The sequence below is a fragment of the Catellatospora sp. NPDC049133 genome (assembly GCF_040648455.1).
GTDB classification, from domain to species: Bacteria; Actinomycetota; Actinomycetes; order Mycobacteriales; family Micromonosporaceae; genus Catellatospora; species Catellatospora aurea.
Window position 1 is genome coordinate 1 of record NZ_JBEZDT010000023.1, and the last position, 18,789, is coordinate 18,789.

Annotated in this window: 18 protein-coding genes; 9 read left to right on the forward strand and 9 right to left on the reverse strand. The window is 69.3% G+C overall.

Going from position 1 to position 18,789, the window contains the following annotated elements; translation table 11 throughout:
• Positions 1-38: 38 nt before the first annotated feature.
• The 3 genes from AB0B35_RS24860 to gyrB form a co-directional block, all read right to left on the reverse strand.
• On the reverse strand, positions 39-803 hold the full coding sequence (locus AB0B35_RS24860; protein WP_361049341.1) for a DUF3566 domain-containing protein: 765 nt from the start codon (positions 801-803) through the stop codon (positions 39-41).
• A 3-nt stretch (positions 804-806) separates the two neighbouring features.
• Positions 807-3,299 (reverse strand): DNA gyrase subunit A, encoded by a 2,493-nt coding sequence (gene gyrA, locus AB0B35_RS24865; protein WP_360523466.1) that lies wholly within the window; start codon positions 3,297-3,299, stop codon positions 807-809.
• 147 nt (positions 3,300-3,446) lie between these two features.
• On the reverse strand, positions 3,447-5,405 hold the full coding sequence (gene gyrB / locus AB0B35_RS24870) for a DNA topoisomerase (ATP-hydrolyzing) subunit B (protein WP_360523463.1): 1,959 nt from the start codon (positions 5,403-5,405) through the stop codon (positions 3,447-3,449).
• Between the two features lie 449 nt (positions 5,406-5,854).
• Here gyrB and AB0B35_RS24875 point away from each other — a divergent pair, with 449 nt between their 5' ends.
• Complete coding sequence (locus AB0B35_RS24875; RefSeq protein WP_203695040.1) at positions 5,855-6,409, forward strand: hypothetical protein; 555 nt, start codon at positions 5,855-5,857, stop codon at positions 6,407-6,409.
• Here AB0B35_RS24875 and AB0B35_RS24880 read toward each other — a convergent pair.
• From AB0B35_RS24880 to dnaN, 5 genes are all read right to left on the reverse strand, one after another.
• Positions 6,394-6,963 carry a hypothetical protein gene (locus AB0B35_RS24880; protein ID WP_361049343.1) on the reverse strand — a complete coding sequence of 190 codons (570 nt, stop codon included), beginning with the start codon at positions 6,961-6,963 and terminating at the stop codon, positions 6,394-6,396. The genes AB0B35_RS24875 and AB0B35_RS24880 overlap by 16 nt on opposite strands.
• A 219-nt stretch (positions 6,964-7,182) precedes the next feature.
• Positions 7,183-7,713 (reverse strand): DciA family protein, encoded by a 531-nt coding sequence (locus AB0B35_RS24885; RefSeq protein WP_361049345.1) that lies wholly within the window; start codon positions 7,711-7,713, stop codon positions 7,183-7,185.
• A complete protein-coding gene (gene recF, locus AB0B35_RS24890) occupies positions 7,706-8,812 on the reverse strand; it encodes a DNA replication/repair protein RecF (protein ID WP_361049347.1) in 1,107 nt (368 codons plus the stop codon). The genes AB0B35_RS24885 and recF overlap by 8 nt, the downstream gene beginning before the upstream one ends.
• 1 nt (position 8,813) lies before the next feature.
• On the reverse strand, positions 8,814-9,689 hold the full coding sequence (gene gnd, locus AB0B35_RS24895; protein ID WP_360523451.1) for a phosphogluconate dehydrogenase (NAD(+)-dependent, decarboxylating): 876 nt from the start codon (positions 9,687-9,689) through the stop codon (positions 8,814-8,816).
• 37 nt (positions 9,690-9,726) lie between these two features.
• The gene (gene dnaN, locus AB0B35_RS24900; protein WP_360523448.1) at positions 9,727-10,875 is read right to left on the reverse strand and encodes a DNA polymerase III subunit beta; all 1,149 of its coding nucleotides are present in this window, start codon (positions 10,873-10,875) and stop codon (positions 9,727-9,729) included.
• 646 nt (positions 10,876-11,521) lie between these two features.
• Between dnaN and AB0B35_RS24905 the strand changes: the two genes are divergently transcribed.
• Both AB0B35_RS24905 and AB0B35_RS24910 read left to right on the forward strand, forming a co-directional pair.
• Positions 11,522-12,058 carry a SigE family RNA polymerase sigma factor gene (locus AB0B35_RS24905; RefSeq protein ID WP_361049349.1) on the forward strand — a complete coding sequence of 179 codons (537 nt, stop codon included), beginning with the start codon at positions 11,522-11,524 and terminating at the stop codon, positions 12,056-12,058.
• On the forward strand, positions 12,058-12,834 hold the full coding sequence (locus AB0B35_RS24910) for a hypothetical protein (protein WP_361049351.1): 777 nt from the start codon (positions 12,058-12,060) through the stop codon (positions 12,832-12,834). The genes AB0B35_RS24905 and AB0B35_RS24910 overlap by 1 nt, the downstream gene beginning before the upstream one ends.
• On the opposite strand, the gene dnaA is transcribed toward AB0B35_RS24910, so the two are convergent.
• Positions 12,831-14,462 carry a chromosomal replication initiator protein DnaA gene (dnaA, locus tag AB0B35_RS24915; RefSeq protein ID WP_361049353.1) on the reverse strand — a complete coding sequence of 544 codons (1,632 nt, stop codon included), beginning with the start codon at positions 14,460-14,462 and terminating at the stop codon, positions 12,831-12,833. The genes AB0B35_RS24910 and dnaA overlap by 4 nt on opposite strands.
• 667 nt (positions 14,463-15,129) lie before the next feature.
• Between dnaA and rpmH the strand changes: the two genes are divergently transcribed.
• The 6 genes from rpmH to rsmG all read left to right on the forward strand — a co-directional run bounded on the left by rpmH (position 15,130) and on the right by rsmG (position 18,416).
• Positions 15,130-15,267 carry a 50S ribosomal protein L34 gene (rpmH, locus tag AB0B35_RS24920; protein ID WP_120317612.1) on the forward strand — a complete coding sequence of 46 codons (138 nt, stop codon included), beginning with the start codon at positions 15,130-15,132 and terminating at the stop codon, positions 15,265-15,267.
• 19 nt (positions 15,268-15,286) lie between these two features.
• Positions 15,287-15,730 carry a ribonuclease P protein component gene (gene rnpA / locus AB0B35_RS24925; RefSeq protein ID WP_361049355.1) on the forward strand — a complete coding sequence of 148 codons (444 nt, stop codon included), beginning with the start codon at positions 15,287-15,289 and terminating at the stop codon, positions 15,728-15,730.
• On the forward strand, positions 15,727-16,011 hold the full coding sequence (gene yidD / locus AB0B35_RS24930) for a membrane protein insertion efficiency factor YidD (protein WP_166381194.1): 285 nt from the start codon (positions 15,727-15,729) through the stop codon (positions 16,009-16,011). Before rnpA ends, yidD begins: the two co-directional genes overlap by 4 nt.
• The gene (gene yidC / locus AB0B35_RS24935; protein ID WP_360523433.1) at positions 16,008-16,883 is read left to right on the forward strand and encodes a membrane protein insertase YidC; all 876 of its coding nucleotides are present in this window, start codon (positions 16,008-16,010) and stop codon (positions 16,881-16,883) included. The genes yidD and yidC overlap by 4 nt, the downstream gene beginning before the upstream one ends.
• Before the next feature lie 193 nt (positions 16,884-17,076).
• The gene (locus AB0B35_RS24940) at positions 17,077-17,673 is read left to right on the forward strand and encodes a R3H domain-containing nucleic acid-binding protein (RefSeq protein ID WP_361049357.1); all 597 of its coding nucleotides are present in this window, start codon (positions 17,077-17,079) and stop codon (positions 17,671-17,673) included.
• 38 nt (positions 17,674-17,711) lie between these two features.
• Positions 17,712-18,416, forward strand: a complete 705-nt coding sequence (gene rsmG, locus AB0B35_RS24945; protein WP_361049545.1) for a 16S rRNA (guanine(527)-N(7))-methyltransferase RsmG — start codon at positions 17,712-17,714, stop codon at positions 18,414-18,416.
• Positions 18,417-18,789: the final 373 nt, after the last annotated feature.

Here is an 18,789-nt window from a genome sequence, read left to right on the forward strand (position 1 = left end):
AGCGGATCCGGGCGGCGGACGGCACGATCAGATCCGCGTCATAGCGGCGCAGCCGGCCGTCGCCGTACTTGTCGCGGGTGGCGTCGACCGCGGCGCAGCGCGGTGAAGAGCACCACGTTGATCGCGCCCAGGATGGCCGACGTCCCGATCACCGCGCTGGCGCTGATGCGGAAGTCGCCCGCGCTGCCGTTCGAGGCGAACAGGTCGGCCAGGGTCGTGTTCAGCGAGTTGAACACGCCCATCGCGTCCAGCGCCAGGTACAGCACCGAGGTGGCGACCACGATGACGACCAGGAGCACGAAGGACACGGCGAACGAGAACTTCATGACCGACCACGGGTCGATGCGCTTGATGCTCAGCCGGGCCCGGCGCGGGCCGCGCGAGGCGGCCGAGCCGGCACTGGTCCGGGCAGCACGCACGGCTTCGGTGACCCGTACCGCGCCGGCGCTGGCGCTGTTGACCACCGAGCGCAGCGTCGAGGAGCCGGCCGCGGCCCGACCGGTGGCCGTCGCCGGCCGGTCGGAGGTCGCGATGGCGCCCGTGGGCTCCGAATCCGGGACGGGCATGCCCGCCGGCCGGGTGAAGGTGCCGGTGGTGGTCGTGGCGGCAGCAGCAGCGGTGCTGCCGGCCGGCTCGTCACCCCCGGTCGCGGACCGGGCCGGGGTCGGCTCGGACTGATCAGCGGGGACTGTCGCGCGGCCTACGGCCGCCCGGCCGGTCGACGAGGCGGCGTCGCCGCCGTCCTTCTCGACCGGACTCGCCGGAGCCCCCGCGGTCTCCGACATCGCCTGTGTCTCCGTCATGCACTAGTCCTGTTCGTCCGGCTCATCGGCATTGCGGGCAATGGCGACGAGGGTTACGCCTTCTGGGAGGTCCATCAGCTTGACACCCATTGTGTTCCGATCGCGCGTCCGCCGCACGGGCTTCACCGGAGTTCGGATAACTCCGCCGTTGCTCGTGATAGCGAAGAGCTCGTCTTCCGGGCTGATAACGACCGCACCCACCAGTCCGCCACGGCGTTCGGTGATCTTTGCGGTCAGTACGCCCTTTCCGCCCCGGCCCTGCACCGGGTACTCGTCGATCGGGGTGCGCTTGGCGTAGCCGCCGTTGGTCGCCACGAGGACGTCCATGCCGTCCCGGACCACCTCCATGGCCAGCAGCTCGTCGCCGTCGCCGAAGCGCATGCCGATGACGCCCGACGTGGCGCGGCCCATGGGGCGCAGTGCCTCGTCGGTGGCGTTGAAGCGGATGGCCTGGGCCTGCTTGCTCACCAGCAGCAGGTCGTCCTCCGCGGCGATCAGGGCCGCGCCGACGAGCTCGTCGTCGTCGCGCAGGTTGATCGCGATGATGCCGCCGCTGCGGTTGGAGTCGAACTCCGCCAGCGCGGTCTTCTTGACCAGACCGTTCTTCGTGGCCAGCACCAGGTACGGCGCGACCTCGTAGTTCTGGATCTCGATCACCTGGGCGATCTGCTCGTCGGGCTGGAAGGCGAGCAGGTTGGCCACGTGCTGGCCCTTCGCGATGCGCGAGGCCTCGGGGAACTCGTACGCCTTGGCGCGGTAGACCCGGCCCTTGTTCGTGAAGAACAGGATCCAGTCGTGCGTGGAGCAGACGAAGAAGTGGCTGACGATGTCGTCCTGACGCAGCGTGGCGCCGGAGACGCCCTTGCCGCCCCGCTTCTGCGAGCGGTACAGGTCAACCTTTGTCCGTTTGGCGTACCCGGTTCGGGTGATGGTCACGACGACGTCCTCGCGCGCGATGAGGTCCTCCATGGAGACCTCGCCGTCGAACGGGATGATCTTCGTGCGCCGGTCGTCGCCCCACTTGGCCACGATCTCACCGAGCTCGTCGGAGATGATCTTCCGCTGCCGCTCGGGCTTGGCCAGGATGTCCTTGAGGTCGGCGATCTCGATCTCGATCCGGGCGAGCTCGTCGATGATCTTCTGACGCTCCAGCGCGGCCAGGCGGCGCAGCTGCATGTCGAGGATCGCGGTGGCCTGGATCTCGTCGACGTCGAGCAGCGCCATGAGGCCGGTCTTCGACTCCTCCGCGCTCGGCGAGCGGCGGATGAGGGCGATGACCTCGTCCAGCATGTCCAGCGCCTTGACCAGACCGCGCAGGATGTGGGCCCGCTCCTCGGCCTTGCGCAGGCGGAAGGCCGTCCGTCGCTGGATGACCTCCATCTGGTGGCTGACGTAGTACATCAGGAACTGGGCGAGGTTCAGCGTGCGCGGCACGCCGTCGACCAGCGCCAGCATGTTCGCGCCGAACGTCTCCTGCAGCTGGGTGTGCTTGTAGAGGTTGTTCAGCACCACCTTGGCCACGGCGTCGCGCTTGAGCACGAGCACCAGGCGCATGCCGGTCCGGCCGGACGACTCGTCGCGGATGTCCGCGATGCCGCCCAGCTTGCCCTCCTTGACCAGCTCGGCGACCCGCTCGGCGAGGTTGTCCGGGTTGACCTGGTAGGGCAGCTCGGTGACGACGAGGCAGGCGCGCCCCTTCTTGTCCTCCTCGACCTCCACCACGGCCCGCATGCGGATCGAGCCGCGACCGGTGCGGTACGCCTCCTCGATCGTGCTGGTGCCGACGATCAGACCGCGGGTCGGGAAGTCCGGGCCCTTCACGATCCCGATGGCGGCCTCGAGCACCTCGGCCTCGGTGGCCTCGGGGTTCGCCAGGCACCATTGCACGGCCTGGCCGATCTCGCGCAGGTTGTGCGGCGGGATCTTGGTGGCCATACCGACGGCGATGCCCTCGGAGCCGTTGACGAGCAGGTTCGGGAACCGGGCCGGCAGGATCGTCGGCTCCTGGTTGCGCCCGTCGTAGTTCGGGATGAAGTCGACGGTGTCCTCGTCGATGTCGCGCAGCAGCTCCATCGCGAGCGGGAACAGCCGGCACTCGGTGTACCGCATGGCGGCGGCGGGGTCGTTGCCCGGCGAGCCGAAGTTGCCGTTGCCGTCGATCAGCGGGTAGCGCAGGGACCACGGCTGCGCCATGCGGACCAGCGAGTCGTAGATCGCGGTGTCGCCGTGCGGGTGGTAGTTACCCATCACCTCGCCGACGACGCGGGCGCACTTGAAGTAGCCGCGGTCGGGGCGGAAGCCGCCGTCGTACATCGCGTACAGGATCTTGCGGTGCACGGGCTTGAGGCCGTCGCGCACGTCCGGCAGCGCCCGGCCGACGATGACGCTCATCGCGTAGTCGAGGTACGACCGCTGCATCTCCACCTCGAGCCCGACGGGCTCGATGCGGCCGTGCACGCCGACCTCTTCCGGCCGAGGGTCAGGAGTCTCGCTCACTGTCTAAAACTCTTTTCCTGCGTATGAAGCTGAGGAAGCTGTGGATAACGCTGTGGATCAGGGCCCGACCTGTGGATAAACAGTGTGTCTATCCACAGGTCGGTAGGTTCCTGCTCTTAAATGTCCAAACTCGGACATCTGTCCGGACTAGATGTCCAAGAACCGGACATCCTTCGCGTTGCGCTGGATGAACGAGCGGCGTGCCTCAACGTCCTCGCCCATCAGCACGCTGAAGAGTTCGTCTGCGGTTGCCGCGTCGTCCAAGGTCACCTGACGCAGTGTCCGGGTACCCGGGTTCATCGTGGTCTCCCACAGCTCCGGGTAGTTCATCTCGCCCAGACCCTTGAACCGCTGGATGTCGTCGGGCTTGGCGTTCGGCTTGGTCTCCTGGCGCAGCCGGATCAGGCCGTCCCGCTCGCGGTCGGAGTACGCGTACTGCGCGTCGTCGCCCTTCTTGTTCCACTTGATCTTGAACAGCGGCGGCGACGCGAGGTACACGTGCCCCAACTCGACCAGCGGTCGCATGAAGCGGAACAGCAGCGTCAGCAGCAGCGTCTGAATGTGCTGGCCGTCGACGTCCGCGTCGGCCATCAGCACGATCTTGTGGTACCGCAGCTTCTCGATGTCGAATTCGTCGTGGATGCCGGTGCCCAGGGCGGTGATCAGTGCCTGGACCTCGTTGTTGCGCAGCACCTTGTCGATGCGCGCCTTCTCCACGTTCAGGATCTTGCCGCGGATCGGCAGGATGGCCTGCACCCGCGGGTCGCGACCCTGCTTGGCCGAGCCGCCGGCCGAGTCACCCTCGACGATGAACAGCTCGCACATCTTCGGGTCGGTGGACTGGCAGTCGGCCAGCTTGCCCGGCATCGAGCCGGACTCCAGCAGCGACTTGCGCCGGGCCAGCTTGCGCGCCTGCGCGGCGGCGATGCGGGCACGGGCGGCCTGCGAGGCCTTGGTGATGATGGTCTTGGCCTCGGCCGGGTTGCGCTCCAGCCAGTCGGCCAGCCACTCGTTGCAGACCTTCTGCACGAAGCTCTTGACCTCGGTGTTGCCCAGCTTGGTCTTGGTCTGACCCTCGAACTGCGGGTTGGCCAGCTTCACCGAGATGATCGCGGCCAGACCCTCGCGGATGTCCTCGCCGGAGAGCTTCTCGTCGCTCTTGAGGATTTTCTTGTCCGCGCCGTACTTGTTGACGATGGTCGTCAGCGCCGCGCGGAAGCCCTCCTCGTGCGTGCCGCCCTCGTGCGTGTTGATCGTGTTCGCGAAGGTGTAGACCGACTCGCCGTACGACTCGTTCCACTGCATCGCGATCTCAAGGGCCATGCCCTCGCCGTCGGCGCCGAACTCCACCACCGACTTGTGGATCGGGCTCTTGGTGTTGTTCAGGTGCCGCACGAAGTCGGCGATGCCGCCCTTGTAGCAGAAGGTGACCTCGCGGATCTCGGCCTCTTCGCCGTCGGTGGCCAGCGCGCGCTCGTCGCGCAGCGCGATGGTCAGCCCCCGGTTGAGGAACGCCATCTCCTGCACGCGGCGGTAGATGGTCTCGAAGTTGAACTCGACCGTCTCGAAGATGTCCGGGTCCGGGTAGAACGTGACGCTGGTGCCGGTGCGGTTGGTCGCCTCACCCTTCTCCAGCGGCTCGGGCTTGGAGTTGTTGTAGCGCTGCCGCCACACGAAGCCGTCCTTGTGGATCTCCAGGTCGATGCGCGTGGACAGCGCGTTCACCACGGAGATGCCGACGCCGTGCAGACCACCCGAGACGGCGTACGCCTGGCCGTCGAACTTGCCGCCGGCGTGCAGCACGGTCAGCACGACCTCGACGGTCGGACGCTTCTCCACCGGGTGCATGTCGACCGGGATGCCGCGGCCGTTGTCGACGACGCGCACCCCGCCGTCCTTGGTGAGCGTGATGGAGATCGTGTCGCAGAAGCCGGCGAGCGCCTCGTCGACGGCGTTGTCGACCACCTCCCACACGAGGTGGTGCAGGCCCCGCTCACCGGTGGAGCCGATGTACATGCCGGGGCGCTTGCGTACCGCCTCCAGGCCTTCCAGGACCGTGATCGATGACGCGTTGTAGGCCTTGTCGTTCTGCTTCGGCGTTGCCACTCTCAATCCCTCCTCCGCCGCCGGGGCGACGGGGACGACAACCAGTCCTGTCTCACCGCGTCCGCATACCCACGCACCGGGGACAGGCTTCGCCGGGCAGGCATACGCGGGACGGGGGTGACACACAGCGCGGCACAGGGCGGACCTGCGGCGCGCGGGACAACCCACCGGTGTCGCGTACACGGTCCACCCAGTGTTCTGCTCTCGGTCTCGATCCTACTGTGTCGCGCTGACATCTGCCGCACGCGGCACCCACAGAACGTCGTTTCGGGGCCCTCACAGCCCCGTAGCCGCCCGAAAGCCTCCGGTCGCAACTCCCCCTACGGACGTGATGCTCCTGAGGGCCGCTGGCGAGCGGGCCCAGAAGCACCGGTTCAGAGGGTCGCGCAATGTCCTCCGTATGCCGTAAGTTGCGCACGGCCTGGAACTCAAGCGCTCGAGAGGCTGACATGGGTCTGGACAACGTCGCGGTGCAGTGGCCGGCCACGGGCCGCTTCTACGACCCGGTGGCGCCCGCGGAATTCGTCGACTTCGCCGAGCTGGCCGAACAGCCGAGCACCGCCGCGCCGACCGCCGCGCTCGCGGGTCACATCGCCCGCACCGGCACGGTCCGCGCCACGGCGTACACCGAGGTCGTCGATCTGCTGCTCGGGCTCAAGGGTGTGCTCTACGCCACCGAGGCCGCCGAGGAGGACGAGGACCCGGTCATCGACCCCGACGGCTGCGCCTGGATCGCGGGTGGCCTCGAGAAGTTCGTCGCGGGCCATGCACCGCACGGCGACACCGTCACGTTCGACAGCGTCGCCGCGGTGCTTCGTGCCGCACTGACCGATTCCCGACTCCCCGAGCAGCAGCTGCGCTGGCTCGAAACGCGCCTCGACGCGCTGCGCGAGGAGACCGACGGCGACCCCCAGTGGAGCTTCCCGCTGTCGGAGTTCGGGGTGCTGGCCCAGTTCTACCGCCGCTGCGCCGACCGCGGCTTCGCCGTCTACGCCGAGTCCTGACCGTCCGGGCGGGCCTCGTCCGGTCCCGCGGTCCCCGCGTCAGCGGGACCGGACGCCGGATGCGCCGAACGGCGGCGCAGCACCCACCAGAGCGCGAACGCGGCGAGCAGCACCACCGCGCCGCCGCCGAGCAGTGCGGCGACCGGCACGTCGCCCTCCAGCTCGACCTCGGGAGCTGCGCCGAGCAGTTGATTGCCGGAGCACAGGCTGGTCTGGCCCTCGCGGCTGTACACGAGATAGCGGTTGCCCTCGACGAAGTCGAAACCGCAGCTCGGCCCTTCGATCGCGGTCTTCACCTCGACGTGACCCTGCGCGTCGCCTTTACGCACCTGCTCGACGGTGAGCCGGGCGGTCATCAGGTCGCCGGACGACATGCTGAACGCGGGCCGGTCGACGTCGACGACCACCCCGACGAACACCAGGTCGGCCCAGGCCGTGTTCTCCACCGGATCGGGTTCGGCGCAGCTGCACGCGCACGCCGCCCCTGACGGCCCGACCACCAGCACCGAGGTCAGCACCACCAGCGCCGCAAGATGTCCCCACAGTCTCCGCATGGCCTTCAGATGCCCAACCCGCCACCGAGGTTCCAAAGATCCGCCCCGATGCCCGACAGCATCGAATCAACCGACTCATGATCGCTGTCTGTGGTCAGGTCGCGCGGTCTGACCGAACGTTTCGCCCTGAACCAGCGATCACCACTCGCCACGGGCGCGTTAAGAAGGGCACCTTCCTCTACGCATAGCGATGTGAAGGTGCCCTTCCTTTGCTTTGGGTCAGCCGTAGGTGTCGCCGGGGCCGGTGCCGCGGACGCGTTTGCGGCCGTGGGTCCAGGAAGGGGCGGCGGGACCGTGGATGTGGAGTTTGGTGACGACGTTGTTGCCCACGGTGCCCGCGATGCGGGTGAGGATCGTGCGGGCGAGCAGGCGGAGCTGGGTCGCCCAGGCGGTGGACTCGGCTTCGACGGTCAGTTCGCCGTTCTCCAGTTTCACGGGGCGGCTGTGGCTGGCGATGTCGGGGCCGACGCACTTCTCCCACTCGCCGAACACGGTCGCCTCGGCTGTCGGGCGCTGCCAGCCGCGCGTCTTCATCAGTCGGGACAGCACATCGCCGAGCTTCGCCGGGTCGCGCGGGTCGGGCCCTGGGCCGGAGTAGCCGCGCGGCCGGTAGCGGGCCGGGCTCTCACCCTTGGCTCGTGCCTCCGCCGCGGCCTGGTTACGTGCCGCGCGCTTCTTGAGCGCCGCGTCCAGCGCGGCCCGCGCCAGCTCCGGGCCGTTCTGCTCCGCGGGGGGTACGGCGTCAGCCACGGCTCAGCTCCCCGGGAGTCACGAAGTATCGGGCACCGCGCAGCGCGGCGGGCACGTCGGCCTCGACCGCGCACGTGATGATCACCTGCGCGGCGTCGCCGATGAGCTGGGCCAGCCGCTCACGGCGTCCGGTGTCCAGCTCGGCGAAGACGTCGTCGAGGATGAGCACGGGTTCGATGCCGTCCGCGCGCAGCAGGCTGTAGCCGGCCAACCGCAGCGCGAGGGCGTACGACCACGATTCGCCGTGGCTGGCGTAGCCCTTGACGGGCAGGTCGCCGAGGCGGAACACCAGATCGTCGCGGTGCGGCCCGGCCAGCGTGGTGCCCCGGGCGATCTCGTCGGCGCGCACCTCCGCCAGCGCGGCCAGCATCGCCTCGGACGTCGGCTCGGGCACCGAGGCGCGGTACTCCGCGACCGCCTTGCCGACCCCGGCACTGACCTGCTGGTAGGCGTCCTCCAGGTACGGCGCGAGCTGCTCGACCAGGCCGAGGCGGGCCCGCAGCAGCTGCGCCCCGTGCTCGGCGAGGTGGGTGTCCCACACCTCGAGGGTGCTCAGGTCGCCGCCGCGGGCTCCGCCGACCTTGCGGCTCAGGTACGCGGTGCGCAGCAGGGCGTTGCGCTGTTTCAACACCCGGTCGTAGTCGGCCCGCACCCCGGCGAACCGGGGCTGCCGGGCGGTGAGCAGGTCGTCGAGGTAACGCCGCCGCTGGTCGGGCTCACCGCGCACCAGGGCCAGGTCTTCCGGCGCGAACAGCACGAGCCGCAGCGCGCCGAGGATTTCGCGGGGCCGCTTGGCCGGAGACCGGCCGAGCCGGGCGCGGTTGGCCTTGCCCGGCACGATCTCCAGCTCGACCAGCAGCTCACGGCGCTCGTGCACGATCGCGCAGCGGATCACACCGCTGCTCGCGCCCACCCGCACCAGCGGGGCGTCGGTGGAGACCCGGTGACTGGCCAGCGTCGCGATGTAGCCGAGTGCCTCGACCAGGTTGGTCTTGCCCACCCCGTTCGGGCCGATCAGCACGTTCGGCCCCGGCTCGAGGTCGACGCCCACCCGTGGGTACGAGCGGACGTCGACGAGTTCGAGCCTTCTGACGTACAACTCAGCCGGCCTGCTGCACGGCGTGGCCACCGAACTGGTTGCGCAGCGCCGCGATCGCCTTCATCGCCGGGGAGTCGTCCTGGCGGGACTCGAAGCGGGCGAACAGCGACGCGGAGATGACGTGCATGGGCACGGCGAGGCGGATGGCCTCCTCGACGGTCCAGCGGCCCTCGCCGGTGTCGTCGGCGTAGCCCTTCAGCTTCTCCAGGTGCTCGTCGTCGGTGAGCGCGAGGTCCATCAGGTCGAGCAGCCAGGACCGGATGACCGTGCCCTCGCGCCACGACCGGAACACGCCCGGCACGTTGGTGACCAGCTCGGAGGCCTCCAGCAGCTCGAAGCCCTCGGCGTAGGCGTGCATCAGGCCGTACTCGATGCCGTTGTGGACCATCTTGGCGTAGTGGCCGGCGCCGACCGGGCCCGCGTGCACGAAGCCGAACTCGCCCGCCGGCTTGAGCGCGTCGAAGACCGGCATCATCCGGGCGACGTTCTCGTCGGAACCGCCGACCATCAGGCCGTAGCCGTTCTCCTTGCCCCAGACGCCGCCGGACACGCCGACGTCCATGTAGCCGATGCCGCGCGTGCTCAGCCGACCGGCCCGCGGGCCGTCGGAGGAGAAGCGCGAGTTGCCGCCGTCGATGATCAGGTCGCCGGGGCTGAGCAGCGGAGCCAGCTCGTCGATGGTGGCCTCGGTGACGCCCGCGGGCACCATCACCCACACCGCGCGCGGCGCCGCCAGCTTGGCGACGAGGTCGGCCAGGTTCTCGGCGTCGGACAGGGCCGGGTTGCGGTCATATCCGACGACCTCGTGACCCGCCTCGCGCAGGCGGTCACGCATGTTGCCGCCCATCTTGCCGAGTCCGACCAGACCGAGCTGCATGTCTTCCCCCTTGGTGCGTTGGAGCCTGGCCGCTGTGTCAGCGGCCCACCCTGATCGGCATGATCAGGTAGCGGAACCCGGGGATCACCGCACCGTCGGCGTCGGCGGGGGTGATCACCGCGGGCTTGAACGGGTCGTTGAACGAGAACACCGCAGTCGGCGCGCCGAGCGCCCCCAGGCCCTCGATGAGGTACTGCGGGTTGAACGCGATCGTCATCGACTCACCGGTGAAGGTGGCGTCCATCGCCTCGCTCGCCCGCGCCTCCTCGGTGCCGCCGGCCTCGACCACGAGACCATCCTCGCTGAAGCTCAGGCGCACCGGCGTGGCTTTCTCGGCGACCAGCGAGACGCGCTTGACGACCTCGACCAGCGCCGACACGGTGACCCGGGCCTCGGAGGCATAGCTGGGCGCGAACAGCGAACGCACCGGCGGGTACGACTGGCCGTCGAGCAGACGGCTGGTGGTCCGGCGGGAGCCGCCGACCTTCGAGCCGCCCAGGAATCCGATCATGCCCTCGCCCTTGCCGCCGTCGGCGAGCGCGATGGTGACGTCGCCGCCGGTCGGACCGAGCGTCTTGGCGGTGTCGGCCAGGGTGCGCGCCGGGACGAGCGCGTTGACGCTGATCTCCGGGTCGTCCGGCGTCCAGGAGATCTCCCGGATCGCGAGCCGGTAGCGGTCGGTGGCGAGCAGCGCCAGGGTGTCCCCGGAAAGCTCCAGCCGCACGCCCGTCATCATCGGCAGCGTCTCGTCGCGCCCGGCCGCGATGGCGACCTGGGACACGGCCGAGGCGAACACGGCGGCGTCGACGCGCCCGGCGCTGGCAGGCAGCTCCGGCAGGGTCGGGTAGTCCTCGACGGGCATCGTCGGCAGGGTGAACCGGGCGCTGCCGCACACCAGCTCCAGGTGCGCGCCGACGGCGGCGATCTCCACCGGCTTGGCCGGCAGCGCCTTGGTGATCTCGGCGAGCAGGCGGCCGGAGACCAGGGTCGCGCCGTCCGCGTCGGCCTGCACCTCCACGTCCACCTGGTTGGAGACCTCGTAGTCGAAGCCGGAGACGTGCAGGCGGCCGTCGGCGACCCGCAGCATCACGCCCGCGAGGACCGGCACCGAGGGCCGGCTCGGAAGGCTCTTGGCGGTCCAGGCCACGGCGTCGGCAAGCGCGTCACGCTCTACCCGAAACTTCATCTCAGCCCTCCTGTGGTCACGTCGATGCTGCCAAGCTGACCACTGAAACCTTAGGACCCCCGGGCGATCTCCCCTCGGCGGCCCCTGTGGATCGGCGGTGGCCGAGCATCCACAACTTCCCGAACCCCGATGATTTCTTGATTTCTCTCTTAGAGATAACTCCCGTCTTCATCATCGGTGCTGTGGAAACTGTGGATTAACGCCGTACTCCCTGGTCAGCACGCATGCGGGGGTGTGGAGGAGCGGTGGACGGCCGGTGGATAACCCGCCTGGTTCTCCACAGCCGGAGCTTCGTCCACCGGTTGTCCACGGGCGTCCACAGGTTATCCACCGGCAATCCCCAGTGGTTCTCCCCAAACTGTGGACACCGGGCATCCACGTCCTCCACAGCGATATCCACCGATCATGGTCCGCTGTCCACGGATCAAGCGCTCCGTCCACACGGGCGTCCACACCCTTTCCACAGCAAGATTTTTGGCGGATCCTTCGTCCACATCCGTCCACAGCGGATCCACAGGCAATCCACCGGGTTATCCACGGACTTATCCACGAACGCTGTGGACAACGGGCAACCTTTCGCCGTCGGAGGCGGCTTCTAGGGGGCGTACCCGGCTTCGGGCACCCTCTACCCACAAGGCGGATCCCGATGAGTGCATCGCGCGCCGACGAGTTCGAGGCGTACGTGCGGGCGCGGACGCCGGCCCTGCTGCGGGCCGCCTATCTGCTGACCGGTGACCAGCATCTGGCCGAGGATCTCGTCAACGACGCGCTGAGCCGCACCCACCAGGTCTGGCACCGGGTCTGGGACGGCAGCCCCGAGGCGTACACCCGAAAGATCATGTATCACCTGCAGATCTCGTGGTGGCGTCGCCGCAGGCGCTCCCCGGAGCGGCTGACCGATCTCCCGCCGGAACCCGGTGCCCACTCCTCCTCTCACGTCGTCGACGAGCAGGCCCGAGCCGTCACCCGGCTCGCACTGCAGGAGGCGCTCGGCCGGCTCGGCGTCCGCCAGCGTGCGGTCCTGGTCCTGCGCTACTTCGAGGACCGGTCCGAGGCAGAGGTGGCCGACCTGCTCGGCATCACGGTCGGCACGGTCAAGTCGCAGTCCGCCAAGGCGCTGGCGAGACTCCGCACCGTCGCGCCGGATCTGCTCGACTTCCCCACCAGCGACAGGAAGCTGTGATGAGCGACCTCTTCCGCGCCCAGCTCGCCGAGCTCGCGGCGCAGGCGACTCCGGTCGACCTCTATCCCCGGGTGCTGGCCGCCTCGCGCCGACGGGCGCGGCGCAGGGTGGTCGCGTCGGTTGCCACGGTCCTGGCGCTGGCGGGTGGGCTGTTCGCCACGGTGGTGGTCGTCGGCAGGCCCGTCGCGCCGCCGGTGATCACGCCGTCCACCTCACCCGGCGCGGTGACCGCTCGGCCGTCGCCCGCGGCGACCCCCGCCCCGACGGTGACGTCGCCGGGGCAGGGCCTCGCCGCGCCGGATGTGCGCAACGCGTCGTTCGAGGTGCCTGCGATGGCGCTGTGCCCGGCGGGCCGCCGGACCTTCGTCGACGGCACGGAACGGGAGGGCCCGTACAACTTTCTGACTGTGGCCGAGCTGTCCCCGCCCGCACGCGCGGATCTCGACAGGGTGCCCGGAGACGAGCTGCTGGTGCTCGTCAGTTGCCGGATCGAAGGGATCTTCACCCGTAAGCAGGTGCTGGCACTGACCGTCGCCGACGGCTCGCTCCGCCCGCTCGGTTTCGTGCTCGACGCGAAGACGTTCGACTTCTTTCCGTGGGTCGACCCGGGGCAGGTCTCGGTGCGCGGGGACGTGGTCACGGTGCGCATCGAGGGGTACGGCAACGACGACGGCGCGGAGCGCATCACCCCGCAGGATCGGGGCTACGCGTACCGCGACGGGGTCTTCGTCCAGGTGAGCGGTCCGACGGCGCGGCCGTCGCCGTTGCCCCGTTAGATCTGCTTGATGCGGTTGGTGAGTTCGGCGATCTGGTTGTAGAGGGATCGCCGCTCCGCCATCTGCTGCCGGATCTTGCGGTCGGCGTGCATGACCGTGGTGTGGTCACGTCCCCCGAACGCCTGTCCGATCCGGGGCAGGGACAGGTCGGTCAGCTCGCGGCACAGGTACATGGCCACCTGGCGCGCGTTGACCAGCACCCGCGAGCGTGAGTGGCCGCGCAGGTCCTCCAAGCTGACGCCGAAGTACTCCGAGGTCGACAGCATGATCTGGTCGGCGGTGATCTCGGGGGCGGCGTCGTCGGGGATGAAGTCGCGCAGCACCTCCTCCGCGATCGACAGCTTGACCTGCTCGCGGCTCAGGTTCGCGTACGCGGTGACGCGGATCAGCGCGCCCTCGAGTTCGCGGATCGAGTTCGACACCCGCGACGCGATGAACTCCAGCACGTCGGCGGGCGCGTGCAGGCGCTCCTGAGCGGCCTTCTTCTGCAGGATCGCGATCCGGGTCTCCAGGTCCGGCGGCTGGATATCGGCCAGCAGGCCCCACTCGAACCGGGTGCGCAGCCGGTCCTCCAGCGTCGACAGCGCCTTGGGCGAGCGGTCGGAGGTGATGACGATCTGCTTGTTGGCGTTGTGCAGGGTGTTGAAGGTGTGGAAGAACTCCTCCTGGGTCCGGTCGCGCTTCTCCAGGAACTGGATGTCGTCGATCAGGAGGATGTCCACGTCGCGGTAGCGGCGCTGGAACGCGCTGGCCTTGTCGTCGCGGATCGAGTTGATGAAGTCGTTGGTGAACTCCTCCGTCGACACGTACCGGACGCTGCGGGCGTGACCGAGCTCCTGGGCGTAGTGGCCGATCGCGTGGAGCAGGTGGGTCTTGCCCAGCCCGGAGCCGCCGTAGATGAACAGCGGGTTGTAGGCCTTCGCCGGGGACTCGGCGACCGCCACCGACGCGGCATGCGCGAAGCGGTTGGAGGAGCCGATGACGAACGTCTCGAAGCGGTACTTCGGGTTCAGCTTGTTGCCGCCGGCGTCGCCCGCAGCCGAGCCGGGGGTGGCGCCGGGACGGCGCTCGCGCTCCTCTCGTACCGCAGCCAGCGGGTGCGGCACGTTGCGGCTGTCCACCGGGCCGGTGCCCCGGCCGGGGCCGGAGTCGGACGGGCCGTCGCGGTCGGGCGTGCGCAGCACGGCGGCACGCACCGGGGCGACCTCGGGGTGCCGCGGGACCGGGACGGCGAACAGCGCGTCCTCACCGTCGGCGGCCGGCGCCACGATGGAGTGCTCGGCGGGCGGCGGGGTGTAGACGGGTGCGGTGTACGCCACCGGGGCGTACTCGGCGGGTGGGGGCGGTGGCGGCGGCGCGGGCCGGGCCGCGGACTCATCCGGGGGACGCACCTTGACCGCCACCTGCACCGGCCGGCCCATGATCCGCGACAGTGTGTCGGTGATGGCGGTGCGCAGCTTCGTCTCGATGATGTCGCGGATGAACGCGTCCGGCACGCTCAGCAGCACGAGGTCGTCGACCACCGCGAGGGCCTGGGTGAGCCGGAGATAAGCACGGTGCTGCGCCGAGACGATCTCGTCAGCGAGCTCGTCGGTGGCAGCCAGCCACACGGCATTGAGGTCGCTCACCTGTCAGCCTCGTTCATGCGGTCGACCCTTCGATTCCGTGTAGCGGGGCTCGGTCTCGCACCGGGCTGCCCGTCAGCGCCCGCCCGACGGCTCCGATCAATGACGGTGTCATCACGGACCGTGGTTTTCCCCCGGGTTATCCCCCGAATCAACGAGGTTCTCCACAAGTTATCCACAGGCTGTGTGTCGATCGGTATCCGAGGTCCGGCTGGCATGGGTCGCCCTATCCGGCGCACGAGCGCCTGCAACACGGCCCACCGTGCCGAACGAGCCACCTTATTGCCCGGTTTTGCGGTAACTGCCACAATTAACGGCCAGCCCCGTCAGCCAGGCACTCCGGCACGCTAACAGGGTTATCCACAGGCGTCCACTCGTTGTCCACAGCTTCACTCTCGGTGAGTGTTGATAACGACACTGTGGGTTGCGGCGTAGGCGACACTGTTGACACGGTGAGTGAGCTGCGAAGAGTTCTTGGCGGACATCGACGGCACGTGTACCCTGGAGCGGTTGCTCCATCACCCTCTGCTAGGGTGTCGGTTGCGGCGTCCGCCCTGACTCAGACAAGATCGAGATTCTTCGTCCCGATCCTGCCGTCAACCGGGCGGTGCATCCGCGAAAAGCTAGAACTTCCCCGCTTGACGGCGGGGCGATCCCCAGGAGACCTGACGTGAGCAAGCGCACGTACCAGCCGAACAACCGTCGGCGCGCGAAGACCCACGGCTTCCGGCTGCGTATGCGCACCCGCGCCGGGCGCGCGGTGCTGTCGTCGCGCCGGGGCAAGGGCCGCGCCCGCCTGGCGGTCTGAGACCCCGGACGGGCCTCGGATGCTGCAGGCTGCGCACAGGTTGAGGCGAAGCGCTGACTTCGCCGCCGCCGTGCGGGCAGGCCGCCGAGCCGGTCGTGGCGCCGTGGTGGTGCACCTGACGGTGCCCGCAGCGGCCATCGAGCATGAAACGGCGTGGCAGGGAGCTGATCCCGGCCACGCCGTTGCCGTGTCCGGGCAGGTCTCACAGGCGGGGTTCGTGGTCTCCAAGGCGGTGGGGAACGCGGTGATCCGCAACACGGTGAAGCGCCGGCTGCGCCATCTGGCGGCGGACCGGCTGGACGGGCTGCCCGCCGGAACCACCGTGGTGGTGCGCGCGCTGCCGCAGGCGGCGTCCGCCTCGTACGAACAACTGGGTCGGGACCTCGACGGCGCGCTCGCCGCGGCGCTCAAGCGCGACCCCGGCCAGGCATCGCGCCGCAGGTCGACCGGGGGTAAGACATGACGCAGCCGTCGCGACCCACGACACTCGCCGGGCGCGTGCTGGCCCTACCCATCATCGCGTACCGTCGTTGGGTGAGTCCGGGCCTGCCAGCCCGTTGCCGGTTCTACCCGTCCTGCAGCGCCTACGCGCTGGAGGCCATCGCGCAGCACGGCGCGCCGCGGGGGTTCTGGCTGACGGTCAAGCGGCTCGGTCGCTGCCATCCCTTTCACCCGGGCGGATATGACCCAGTGCCACCCAACACCCGCCGCAGTACTGATGTGACTGGAGCAACACCCTCATGATGGACTGGATCTACACGATCGTCTCGAAGGTCCTGCTGCTATGGCACAGCCTCTTCGACAAACTCTGGGGCGACGGCACCTGGCTCGCCACCAACTGGGACTGGGTCCTGGCGATCGTATTCCTGGTGCTCACGGTGCGCGTGTTGCTGTTCCCGCTGTTCATCAAGCAGATCCGGTCGCAGCGGGCCATGCAGACCCTCCAGCCGCAGCTGAAGGCGCTGCAGGAGAAGCACAAGGGTGACAAGGAGACGCTCCAGCGCGAGATGATGGAGCTCTACCGGCGGGAGAAGGCCAACCCGCTGATGGGCTGCCTTCCGCTGCTGATCCAGATGCCGATCTTCTTCGGCGTCTTCCACGTGATCAAGCGCCTCGGCACGGGCACCGTCGACGAGACCCTCTACGGCTGGACCGCCGCGCAGTTCCAGAGCGGCATGGCCGCCGACCTGTTCGGCGTGTCCATCGGCGCGACCTTCACCCAGGGCGGCGCGGCCGCCGTGCTCTGCGGCATCCTCGGCGTGGTCATGATCATCACGACCTACATGACCAGCCGCCAGATGATCCTGAAGACCGGCTGGTCCGAGGACCCCACCCAGAAGATGATGCAGAAGCTGATGCTGTACGGCATCCCGGCGACGCTGATCATCTCTGCGGTGGCCTTCCCGCTCGGTCTGATCATCTACTGGACCACGACGAACCTCTTCACGCTCGGCCAGCAGATGTGGGTGCTGAAGAAGTACCCGCCGCCGAAGATGGCCGGCGCCAAGGCGGAGCCGAAGGTCATCGACCCGGAGGTCGCCAAGGCGCTCGCGCCCAAGGTCGGCGCCAAGCCGACCAACACCAAGCGCAAGACGGTGAAGAAGAACGTCGGCTGACCTCAGCCATGATCGCCCTGCGATCGCGGCCCTGCCCGAAGCCGTCCTCCGCCTCGCCGCGGAGGACGCCGGGCGGCGGCCGCCGGCGCGGGCCGGCTGACTGCCACCCCCACAGACCTGCTCGTGATCCCCGCTTCGTGAGGCGCGGGGCCGATCACGGGGTTTTGATCGGACCGAACACCCGGAGAAGAACGTGACCGACCAGACTGAGCTGGACGACGTGGCAGTCGAAGACCTCGCCGAGACCGAGGCGGCAAAGGGCACGGCGGAGGCCGAAGAGACCGAGGAGGGCGCCGACGAGGCCGCCGCTCCCAAGCGCAAGGCCGCCAGCGACGCCGACCTGTTCCGGCAGAGCGAGATCGCGGCGGACTACATCGAGGGCCTGCTGGACATCCTGGACGCCGACGGCGACATCGACGAGCTGGTCTCCGGTGGCCGCCCGGTGGTCGAGGTGGTCGGCAGCCGACTGCAGTCCCTCGTCGGCCCGCGCGGCGCGACGCTGGAGGCACTGCAGGAGCTGACCCGACTGGCGATCTTCAAGCAGACCGGTGAACCGAGCCGCCTGCTGCTGGACGTCGGTGGCTACCGCGACCAGCGCCGCAAGGAGCTGGGCGCGCTGGCCAAGAACGCGGTGGAGAAGGTCAAGCAGCACGGCGAGGCCGTCAAGCTGGAGCCGATGTCCGCCTTCGAGCGCAAGTGCGTGCACGACGTGGTCAACGCCGCGGCGGGGGTGCAGAGCGAGTCCGAGGGCGTCGAGCCCAACCGCCGGATCGTGGTACGTCCGGCGTGAGTTCCGACGACAAGACGGAGCCGGTCATCCCCGACGGGGTGACCGGCTCCGTGCTCTCCCCCGACCTTCGTCCGGCGGCCGAGACGCTGTTCGGCGACCGCCTCGACATCGCCGTGCGCTACGCCGACCTGCTGGCCACCGACGGGGTGGTGCGCGGCCTGATCGGCCCGCGCGAGGCTCCCCGGCTGTGGGAGCGACACCTGTTGAACTGCGCCGCAGTGGCCGAGCTGATTTCCCCGTCCGCCACGGTCGTCGACGTGGGCTCCGGAGCGGGTCTGCCCGGTATCGTGCTCGCAGTGGCTAGACCGGATATTTCGGTCATTCTGGTTGAACCACTGGCACGTCGGACCTCCTTCCTGGAGGAGGCGGTGGCGGCTCTCGGCCTGACCGGTCAGGTCACCGTGGTACGCGGCCGCGCGGAGGAGCAGATCGGCCGGCTCAGCGCGGACGTCGTCACCGCTCGCGCGGTGGCGCCGCTGGACCGGCTTGCGGGCTGGTGTCTGCCGCTGGCCTCGCTGGGAGGCCGCCTGCTGGCACTCAAGGGGGTGTCGGCCACCGAGGAGATCGCGGAGCACGGTGACGCCGTTGCCCGCCTCGGCGGTGGCCCGGCCGTGATCCACCAGTGCGGCGTCGGCCTGATCGACCCGCCCACCACCGTGGTGGAGATCGTTCGGGAGCGCGAAGTCGTGCCGAAGACTGCCAAGCCGACCCGGCGGGCAGGGCGCGGAGGGCGCCGGCGCTGAGCGATGCGCCCTCCGCTGACGGAGAGGGCGCACGACGATGGGTGTCCTGCGAACCGACGGAGCCGGCGCGTCCGCCTCGGCCGACCTGCCGCGCCCGCGAACCTATGCCGGTGCTTTTCCAGGCACAGGGGCGGCCATCCGGTCGCCCCTGTCCGGCGCGGTGCTGGCGACCGGTGCGCCCCCGGCCCGGCGGGTGATGCGTACGGCTCCCGTCGCCCCCGTGGCCGCAGGTTGGCCGGGCACCTCCCTGGCGCTGCGGCGGCTCGGATGTCGCATGTCACTGGTGCCGGGATTCTTGGTGTATGTCCAGCCAGAAGGCCGTCACACGCGTGCCCAACCGGAGGACGGTGGTAGCTTCCGTCGCCCGTCCGCC